Annotated in this window: 12 protein-coding genes; 11 read left to right on the top strand and 1 reads right to left on the bottom strand. The window is 49.4% G+C overall.

Annotated features, from left to right (window positions below; all coding sequences use genetic code 11):
* The 8 genes from J4G02_16540 to J4G02_16505 form a co-directional block, all read left to right on the top strand.
* On the top strand, positions 1 to 402 hold a 402-nt coding region (locus J4G02_16540; GenBank protein MCE2396165.1), incomplete at its 5' end, for a hypothetical protein.
* 106 nt (positions 403 to 508) lie between these two features.
* Positions 509 to 1,060 carry a TlpA family protein disulfide reductase gene (locus tag J4G02_16535; protein ID MCE2396164.1) on the top strand — a complete coding sequence of 184 codons (552 nt, stop codon included), beginning with the start codon at positions 509 to 511 and terminating at the stop codon, positions 1,058 to 1,060.
* Positions 1,051 to 2,139 carry a carboxypeptidase regulatory-like domain-containing protein gene (locus tag J4G02_16530; GenBank protein MCE2396163.1) on the top strand — a complete coding sequence of 363 codons (1,089 nt, stop codon included), beginning with the start codon at positions 1,051 to 1,053 and terminating at the stop codon, positions 2,137 to 2,139. The genes J4G02_16535 and J4G02_16530 overlap by 10 nt, the downstream gene beginning before the upstream one ends.
* Positions 2,140 to 2,151: 12 nt before the next feature.
* Positions 2,152 to 2,487 carry a redoxin domain-containing protein gene (locus tag J4G02_16525; GenBank protein MCE2396162.1) on the top strand — a complete coding sequence of 112 codons (336 nt, stop codon included), beginning with the start codon at positions 2,152 to 2,154 and terminating at the stop codon, positions 2,485 to 2,487.
* A gap of 61 nt (positions 2,488 to 2,548) precedes the next feature.
* A complete protein-coding gene (locus tag J4G02_16520; GenBank protein ID MCE2396161.1) occupies positions 2,549 to 2,746 on the top strand; it encodes a hypothetical protein in 198 nt (65 codons plus the stop codon).
* Positions 2,718 to 3,905 carry a DUF362 domain-containing protein gene (locus tag J4G02_16515; GenBank protein ID MCE2396160.1) on the top strand — a complete coding sequence of 396 codons (1,188 nt, stop codon included), beginning with the start codon at positions 2,718 to 2,720 and terminating at the stop codon, positions 3,903 to 3,905. The genes J4G02_16520 and J4G02_16515 overlap by 29 nt, the downstream gene beginning before the upstream one ends.
* Before the next feature lie 57 nt (positions 3,906 to 3,962).
* Positions 3,963 to 4,202, top strand: a complete 240-nt coding sequence (locus J4G02_16510) for a hypothetical protein (GenBank protein MCE2396159.1) — start codon at positions 3,963 to 3,965, stop codon at positions 4,200 to 4,202.
* An 89-nt stretch (positions 4,203 to 4,291) separates the two neighbouring features.
* Complete coding sequence (locus J4G02_16505; GenBank protein MCE2396158.1) at positions 4,292 to 5,506, top strand: hypothetical protein; 1,215 nt, start codon at positions 4,292 to 4,294, stop codon at positions 5,504 to 5,506.
* Positions 5,507 to 5,792: 286 nt separating this feature from the next.
* On the opposite strand, the gene J4G02_16500 is transcribed toward J4G02_16505, so the two are convergent.
* Positions 5,793 to 6,899, bottom strand: coding sequence for a mandelate racemase/muconate lactonizing enzyme family protein (locus tag J4G02_16500; GenBank protein ID MCE2396157.1), 1,107 nt, complete (start codon positions 6,897 to 6,899; stop codon positions 5,793 to 5,795).
* Between the two features lie 366 nt (positions 6,900 to 7,265).
* Here J4G02_16500 and J4G02_16495 point away from each other — a divergent pair, with 366 nt between their 5' ends.
* The 3 genes from J4G02_16495 to J4G02_16485 form a co-directional block, all read left to right on the top strand.
* Positions 7,266 to 8,219, top strand: coding sequence for a D-2-hydroxyacid dehydrogenase (locus J4G02_16495; protein MCE2396156.1), 954 nt, complete (start codon positions 7,266 to 7,268; stop codon positions 8,217 to 8,219).
* A gap of 83 nt (positions 8,220 to 8,302) precedes the next feature.
* The gene (locus tag J4G02_16490; protein ID MCE2396155.1) at positions 8,303 to 9,232 is read left to right on the top strand and encodes an aldo/keto reductase; all 930 of its coding nucleotides are present in this window, start codon (positions 8,303 to 8,305) and stop codon (positions 9,230 to 9,232) included.
* A 45-nt stretch (positions 9,233 to 9,277) separates the two neighbouring features.
* The coding region (locus tag J4G02_16485; protein ID MCE2396154.1) for a D-galactonate dehydratase at positions 9,278 to 9,670 on the top strand (393 nt) is incomplete at its 3' end.

Here is a 9,670-nt window from a genome sequence, read left to right as displayed (position 1 = left end):
GTTGGCAAGGAGGGGAAGATCCTCCACACAAATGACGGCGGTGAGCGCTGGTATGAGCAGCAGAGCAATACCGAGGGATCGCTGCTTGGCGTCTATTTTGTCAACCCACAGACCGGCTGGGTCGTTGGAACGGGTGGATTGATCCTACACACGACCGATGGTGGCGCAAACTGGAAGGTCCAGAAGAGTGCTACATCGAAAACCTTGCGTAGTGTTGCATTTCGAGATTCCAAGCAGGGCTGGGCAATCGGTGAGGATGGACTGATTCTACATACCGCCGATGCGGGGGTGACATGGTCACCTCAACCGAGTGGAGCGGTCGAGCACCTTTTGGACATCTGTCTGTACAAAGCACACGCTTGGATCGTCGGATCAAAGGGCACTATTTTGCGTCTCGGTTGAATCTTTGCCCGATACGGTGCAATTTACGTATGCAGAATCTGACCAAATCGGGCCGAAAGTGGGTTCAATAGCCCTACTTATTCCCTTAAATTTCAGGAGGGGTATTATGTATTGGAGACCGTTTTGCTTGTTCAGCCTCAGCCTCTGTCTGTTACTATTTTCGGGATGTTCAGACGATACAACCGAAAAAATGACAGATGCTGGCAATGTAGATAAAGATTCATCGTTTCGACTTGCCCCTAGCTTCACGCTACTAAACACAGAACTGGAGGAAGTTAGCCTCTCTGATTATCAAGGTAAAGTTGTCATGGTCGACTTTTGGGCGACGTGGTGTAAACCTTGCAAAGAGGAAATTCCACGCTTCATCGAACTATACGACGAATACCAAGCGCAGGGATTTGAGATGATTGGTATCTCAACGGATGATGTAGAAGTACGTCTAAAAGCTATTGAAGTTTTCTTTCAGGAGCTCAGTAAAGAAGGATTCGACATTAACTACCCTATTCTTCTAGCAGATTCTGACACCATTCAAAGTTACCAAGTTCCGGTACTACCCTCCGCATATCTTATTAATCGTAACGGAGAGATTGTAAAGGTGTTCAGCGGTGCACAAGAGAGTAAAGCAATCTATGAAAGCGAGTTGAAAAAATGGTTATAAGAGATAAACTAAATACAATTCAATTACTGCTAGCTTTGGCAGCTATCCTAATGTTGTGCGTTGGTTGTGGGACGGATCAGGAATCTATCGTGGAACCGGAGACACCCGTGGAGCCGGACGCATCAACCGAGAAGCCAGCGCCGATCACTGTAACCGGCAGCCTCAAGGGAACAGTCGACAAGATTGACGGTGTCTCGGTGGCTATTCGCGTCCTACAGAATGGCAACGCCATTGCCTCTGTTACAGCGGATGCCGATGGAAATTACCAAATCGATAATATTGCACCGGGGACCTATACAGTCGAAATTGCCGCAAAAGGGTATGAAACTGTAGAACGAACCGTTCAGATTAGTGAGGATAAAGTCGTATCGCTAGATAGAGCGGCACTCAAGGAGTTAGAAATCCCCGTTGCCCATATTCAAGGCATTTTATCCGATCAGGCAAAAGGGAGTCCGCTTAACAAGGTCGCCGTTCGACTTGTTGATTCAGCCGGTAACGCCCGCGAGGTGTTGACGACACAGACGGGTGCATTTGAATTTGAAAACGTTCCCACAGATCAGCAACTCACCGTCGTCGTCGATCTGGAAGGATTTGAGCAGCAAGAGATTTCCATCGATCCGATTCCAGCCGGTGAAACCGTGCCGTTGGAAGTCGCGCTTCTTGCGCTCCCCGGTATTCGTGGACTCGTATTGGACCAGATAACAAAAACACCGCTTATTGATGTGCGAGTTCAGCTGACCGATGAAGTTGGGAATGTCCTAGAGACACCAACAACAACATCAGGTGTCTTTGAATTCAAAGGTGTTGCCGAAAATCAGAAACTTACTATCTCTATTGATTCCGACAAATACGAGAAACGAGAATTCACTGTTGATCCTATTCCAGTTGGTGAAACGGTAAAATTAGAAGTTGAGCTTATTCCACTCAACCCGGAGCAACTTCCAGCGGGTGATGGGCTTGCGGTTGGCTTGAAAGCACCGGACTTCAACCTGCCTGCTAGCGATGGGGGAAGGATAGCCCTTGCAGATTACGCAGGTAAGCAAAAGGTTGTGCTCGTCTTTGATCGGGGCGGATGGTGAGGTTCATGCATTGTGCAACTCGGAGAGTTGCAACAAGATTATGCAGCAATTCAGGCGGCGGGTGCCGAGCTTCTCGCAATCAGCACAGATAACGCAGCACAGGCAAAGAAGGCGATTGAAGATGTCAAAAGGCGGGCTGGTGTTGAAATTGAATTTCCGCTGCTTGGAGACCCGGAACTGAAGGCAATTAATGCGTACAACGCAAGGGATCCACTAAATCCTCGGATCGCACGTCCTATGACCTATATCATTGATGAGAGCGGAGTTATCCGCTGGAAATTCCTTGATGTGCGTGTTGGAAATCGGCTAAAGGGCGAAAGGATTGTTGCGGAGTTGAAGAGTTTGTAAGTGGTCAGAGTCCAAAGAGGATGAATGGTTACTAACAAGTTTTGTAGGTGAGGAGCCAACAATGTTAAGCGTTCAATTTGAAAGTGTCTCCGAAAACCGTGTCTTAATACCTAGGGGGACTCTGGAAAAGCTGATTCAGTTAGCTAGCCAAGTTGATGAAATTGAAATCAACGAGGTATGTAATAAGAGACAAGCAAAACGTGGTTCGCTGCAAGGGATCTGGAAGGGAAGTGAAATCAGTGAGGAAGACCTCCTTTAAAATACCACCTGAATCAGATCCTATTGTCGCACAAATTCAAGCAGATTGCGACCAGATCTCACGTACCAAGGCTGACATACCACAATCGGTGAGTCGCCGGCGATTCTTGCGTCAGGCGTCGAAAGGTGTTGTTGGGATGGGGCTCGCGTTGGGAGGCGTAGCTGCAGCGACTAAGGGTGCTTTTGCTCAACTGGGGCGTCAGTCCGGTGGTCCCCCAGGAGAGATAATCGAAGAAGAACTCACGCCGCTGGTCGAAGCCAGAAGTGAGAAGGTCTGGAATGGTGATGTACTTGACGAGGGGGTTGTCAATGAGATGGTCGATCGCGCAATGATGAAGTTGACCGGACTTGACTCCGCAAAAGAGGCGTGGAAGGATTTTGTGCTGCCGACAGACATCGTTGGAATTAAAATCAATCCACTTGCCGGAGAGCAGTTGAGCACCCATCGGATAATCGTTGACAAGATTATTGAAGGGTTGCATGGAGCAGGTATCCTCAGCAATCAGATTATCATCTGGGATCGGTTTGAATCACACCTAGTCAATGCAGGGTATGAGATCAACCAAAGCGACCAAGGAGTGCGCTGCTTCGCATCGGACAGCGAAGGGGTTGGTTACGATGATGAGGTCTTCTATGAAACTGAGAAGGATGTCGAGGTTCGCCGCGAGAATGGAAGTACCCTCTCCCGATATACAAAGCTTCTCACCACAGAGTTTACTGTAGTTATTAACGTTCCGGTGATGAAGCATCACGGGATTGCTGGTGTGAGTGGGTGCCTGAAAAATCTCGCCTTCGGCAGTGTTGATAATACCTCCCGCTTCCACTCAAATCCCATAAATTGTAATCCTGCCATCGCGGATATCTATGCGCATACTGTGCTCAAAGATAAAGTCGTTCTGAACATCGTTGATGGGTTGCTTGCTGCGTTCAATGGGGGACCGACGTATGACCCCAACGGGGTATGGCAGTACGGCAGTATCCTTGTGAGCCAGGATCCGGTTGCATTGGACCAAATTGTCTATCAAACGATCGAAGAAAAGCGGAAGGAGCTTGAGTTGCCGACCCTCTCACGACTGTCGAAATATATCCGTTCAGCATCAAGGATGGATTTAGGCACTAACGACCTCGATGAAGTGGATTATCAAGAGGTGAAGGTGTAGTTGATTGAAGGACGAGAAAGATCTGTTTTACATCTAAGACAACAGGAGACAAACGCTATGAAAAGTTTCTGGTTAGCTTGCGCGGTTTTCGTTATACTGTTCGGATTAATCACTTTCTCCGGCTGCGTCACAACTTTTACGTCAAGCGGACAATTACAGGTCGGGTTGTCTGCATCGGTGAACGAAACGTCGGACATCCTTGCGGATTTTGAAGCCAGCGAAGCAAGTACGGTCGCCGGTGATGTGACGAAAAAAGCAGGTAGCATCTGTGCGGGCGGAGCTTGCATCATCTACTAAGAACTGTCTGACTTTCATTCATAGGGGCACGCCATCCTGCGAAACAACTTTGGGAGCCGTGCCCCTATTTTTTCGGGAGGAAACAGAAATTGCAGAGACGATTTCATCAATCTTTATTCAAGCTAACTTATTACATATTCGCGCTAGCACTACTGCTGGTTGAGGCTTCGCTTGCGTCCGCTCAACTCCGACGGGAATACGGACAGGAACTGTTCCAACAGGAAACAGAAGCGTCCGCAGCTTTTGAATCCGATCTCACTATCGACTATGAAGTAAGTAATGTCTTTAACAACCACGTCGAGTTCGGATTGAGTATCGATCCAAATACAAGTAGTCTTGCGAGGCGTGAAGATCCACAACTCCAAGGTATAATCAATCGTGCTGGGGTCAACCTTCAGGGGACTTTACCGCTTGGAAAACGTTTTGGGCTCACGCTGCAATACTATCCGCAGTTGGAAAAATATATCGGCGAGAATGGAAAACTCAACGATTTTGATGCGTTCACAGATCTTTTTTTGACCGAGCTTAGTTTTCGTCCGACAGCGCAGCTGCCTATCTTGAGCGTATCACATCAGCTGCGGCGATTGGATCGCAGAGACGATGCATTTGACAACCTTCAACGTCAGATAGGTTTCCGCTTCGGCAAGCTACTGGAATATAACTTCTACATCAACCGCTTTGACGATGATATGACACGGCGTGCAGATTTCCTACTCATTGGTTCGACAATGCATCAGGGACGAACGAGGATACAGTTGGGAATTCTCAAATCGCTTTTGGCGAAATTGGAGTATTCGCTGGAGCAGGAAAGCTATAAAGACAACCTGAATGAACTCGTATTGGGTATTGCTGGGATTGAAAAGGGAGAGTCTCGAACAGATCTGCGAAACTTGGTATCGGCAAAATTGATCGAAATTCCAGCGGGTCGGATCCTCTTACAGCAGGAGCTGAATCTGCTGTTGAGTAACTCAAATGTCGGGTTCTACGACTTCTCTACGATTGAGGCGGCGGTTGGGGCGTTTTACAAGATTAACGCTGAGAGTTGGGCGCGTCTGCGGTTGTCGCGATTGGGGATTACCTTCGATGGCCGCCGGGTACGAGGTGCCGATGGCTTTATTGATGAAAACGCGGAGAAGCGCAAAGATAATCAATTCGGTGTAACCTTCCAGCTTAATTGGCAGCTCCGCAATTCCCTGACGCTCCTTGCAGATTACCAACTCACGCTAAATGACACCAATGAAAACTTTGACTTCTTAAATTACACCCATAATGTTGCGTCTCTGACGCTTCAGGCGAGCTACTGATTGCAGAGAGATTTGGTACTGAATACCAAATAGGGCCTGATTAGATCACTTAGAAAGTAGTTCTTAAATCCTCTAAAAAATTGATGAAACTGAATCCGTACAGGTTCGTTAGATTAGGTGTAAGCAGTTTCAACTACTCCTTGTTTAGTACTATAAAGTTGATGAAAATCACCCAGTGCCAAGCCACATTGAATTACTGATGCGGCTTGGCTTTTTTTATTTCTGCCCCCTGATTAGAAGGGAAAATAGGTGTCAGGGTAAAGCATTGACGATCACGATGCCCCCATCAATTTGCGTTTGATGGGATATTTAACCGATACCGATTGATAAAATCCTCGTTCAGTGTTAGCCCTAGCCCTGGCTGCTCGGTCATTGTGATGTATCCATCAACCACTTGGAAAGGTGGATCATACAGTTTTGACCAGATCTCGTTGGGTTCGCAGTCAGGGTAGGCGGAAACGATTAAGCCGTTAGGCACAGCCGCAGCCAGATGGCAGTTGATGTCCGGAAACTGTGCGCCGTGCGGAGCGACGGGCAGGTGATATGCGTGGCACAACGCCGCAATGCGCATCAACCCGGTGAACCCTCCCCCTATTAAGATGTCCGTTTGTATCAGTTGGAGTGCACCCTCTGTGATAAATTGCCTTATACCGTAAAGGGTGCCTACGCTCTCGCCGCCAGCAACAATGGCACTGGTTGCGTCCTGCACCATCCGCAAGTAGACCGCCTCATCGTCGCCGCGCACCGGCTCCTCTATCCAGTAGAGGTTGTAAGGCTCAAGTTGCCGAGCGATGTCTACTGCTGTCTTTCCATCCCATCCCCGGTGCAGATCTACCATCAACTTCTTTTCCATACCGATCAACTCCCGCGTGCACCGCACCCGTTCCACAATCTCCTCTGCACTTTTGGCTTCGTACATGTGTATTTTCATCGCGTCATAGCCGAGATCGGCGTGTTTCTTTACGAGAGCGGCTATCGCCTGGGGCGATTGGTCTGGCTCTGCAACGTATCCGGAGCCATCGGCATACGCGAGGACTTTGTCCCGGTATCCTCCCAAGAGTCGCCACACAGGTTGACCACAAGCCTTGCCATAAATATCCCACAACGCGACATCGAGTGCCCCGATGGATGGCATCGCTGCATGACCGGGACCGCCGAAACGCCACACTGTTTCGTACATCCGTTCCCAGAGCAGCGCCGTCCGTCGCGGATCTTGCCCGATAAGCACAGGTGCTAGTTCTTGGGAGATGACTTCGATGCTCCCACCTCGCCCGATACCGGTGACGCCTGCATCTGTATGGACAAGGACAAGTGTCCAATCCCCGGTTGTGGGTCCTTCTCGCCCTTCGGTGGGCACTCTCACAACAAAGGGATCTATATCCGTGATACGCATTGTGGGTTCTCCTTATCTTCTAGGTTTTGACGTGAACTGTTTATCCTCAGCCATGAGCTATCATCGCTCCCGTTATAGGAAATACAACAGAAAGAAGTTACAGTAGATATGGTTTAAGACGCTGATCTTTCATGCAGGTTCAACCGAATCTGGATGCAGCCATAATTTTCCTTCAATCTCCATTTTTTGATGTTGAGACATCGGGACTTTATGATAGAATATGATGGAAAGTTGAGCAATATGTATTCAAAAAAGTTAAATCAACGATCGATTACTTGTCAGCGTTGCACCGTGCAGCACTGTTGGTATGAAATGTTGTAATGGCTATGTTCAACGCCTGACCTTTTAGAATAGAGGTAACAATAGATGAAAATTGTACTATCTGCCAAAGCGACCGAGCGGTTTATGAGCGAACTTCGCACCACTTTTCCGTCCGTAACTTTTCACCGAGCGGCGACCCCGGAGGAAGAGATGGAACTCATTCGGGACGCGGATGTATTCTGTGGCGATCCGTCACGCGAGGTTTTCCTCGCCGCCCAAAAACTCCAGTGGATACAGTGTCCGGGGACGGGTGTCGATAAGATTGTGTCGATATCTGAGATAAGAGATAGCGACGTTATCTTGACGAACGCACGAGGACCTCACGCCAACCCGATGGCTGACCATGCGTTTGGTATGATTTTGACCTTCGCCCACTGCTTACGCGAACAGTGGGATGACCAGAAAGCGCACCATTGGGATACGGGAAAATATGATGAACGGGTTTTAGAGATCAGTGGAAGCACCTTAGGCATCCTCGCACTCGGCGGTATTGGAATGGCGGTTGCGCGGCGGGGACACGGCTTCGGTATGGAAGTCTACGCCGTTGATTCGCAATCAATGCCAACCCCTCCGGAGGTGAAAGCGGTTTGGGGGCTTGATAGACTGGATGAACTGCTCCAGATGTCCGACTGGTTTGTCATCACCGCACCGTTTACGTCAGAAACAGAGGGGCTGATTGATCGCCGGCGACTGGAGTTAATCAAACCGGGCGCGTATGTGATAGCAATTTCACGAGGAGGTATCTTGGACGAGGAAGCGTTGATAGATGGGTTGTGCTCCGGACGAATCGCTGGTGCGGGACTGGATGTCATGGATGTAGAGCCTTTGCCTGCCGATAGTCCATTATGGGACATGGAAAATGTCATCCTATCGCCTCACGCTTCAGCGTTGACCGCTGAAATGTGGGAAGGACGGAGGCAGATTTTCAAGGAGAACCTCCGGCGTTTTCTCGCGGGCGAACCGTTCATCTATGTGTGCGACAAACAAGCGGGGTTTTAGTTAGCTGACGATGAAAGAAACCTCCATCAGTTTTGACTTGGTAGGCAGCTAGGTTCTATACGTTGAAGCACAGGAGGCACGATATGGAAACGACAGATTTTGGCAAAACAGGTCTCAAAATCACGCGCCTCGGTCTAGGACTTGCGGAGATTTCGCGTCAAGAAAGATCCAAGATCGTTGCGGAGGCTGACCGGGTGCTGAACGCTGCACTTGATGGCGGCATTAATTTCCTCGACACTGCTGCCTGCTACGGCAGAACCGAGGAGATAATCGGTGCGACCGTTGCTCACCGGCGAGAGGAATATATCTTAGCGACGAAGTGTGGTCACACTACCGATGACGGCGACAGGGGCACACCGTGGACGGAACATGAATCGTGGACTGGACCGGCGGTCTCCGAGAGTATTGACCGGAGTTTGCATCGACTGCAGACAGATCACCTAGACATCGTCCAACTCCATTCCTGTGATGTGGATATACTGGAACACGGCGAGGTTATCGAAGCACTGGTTCAGGCAAGGGATGCCGGCAAAACCCGTTTTATCGGCTACAGCGGAGACAATGCGGCTGCCCGTTGGGCGGTAGACAGTGGACTGTTTGACACACTTCAAACTAGCTTTAATCTTGTGGAGCAGCATGCTCGCACCAAGGGATTGTTTGAAGCAGCGGAGGCACAGGGGATGGGGGTTATCATCAAGCGTCCTGTTGCCAATGGAGCGTGGGGCAAAGCGCATAGCCCTTACTCGTATGCGGATGAATACTTTCGGCGGGCACAGATTATGGCGGGAATGGGACCGCTGCCACAGGCACCTGAAGATCCTATCCTGCTGGCATTAGGATTTGTGCTTGCCCAACCCGAAGTCGATACGATCATCGTAGGAACTCACAATCCCTCGCATCTGTCATCGAACATCGAAATGGTGACGCGACAGTTACCGATTTCGGCGGAAACCGTTCAGGCATTACACGGACGCTTTGAAGAGGTAGATGACCGCTGGTTACAACTGACGTGAAGAAGCGAACGAATTAGAAAGATTCCATACAAGGAGAGTTATCGAATGAAAATCACAAGCGTTGAAGCAATCCCTAGTGCTTCACCGGTATCCAATAGGCGAGGTGGACGAAGTAACTACGTCTATGTCAAAATTTCGACGGATGAAGGTATCATTGGGTGGGGTGAGTCAACATGCGGTCCCTTGTCTGTTGCAAACGTTGTCGAAGAGATTGGAGCGACGTTGATCGGTAAGGATCCGTTTCGGATTGAGGAACACTGGCAGCGGCTCTATCACCTCTATCACAATGTCCGGGGTGGTGTGATTCAGATGGCAGCGATCAGTGGGATAGAAATCGCTCTCTGGGACATCAAAGGCAAAGCATTTGACGCACCGGTCTGGCAGCTGCTAGGGGGACAGATGCGCGATCGAATCTGGACATACGGTCGCTTCGATGGA

This window comes from Candidatus Poribacteria bacterium (assembly GCA_021295755.1).
Lineage (GTDB): Bacteria > Poribacteria > WGA-4E > WGA-4E > PCPOR2b > PCPOR2b.
The sequence above is the reverse complement of the archived record's forward strand: the minus strand, read 5'-3'. Positions and strand labels throughout refer to the sequence as shown.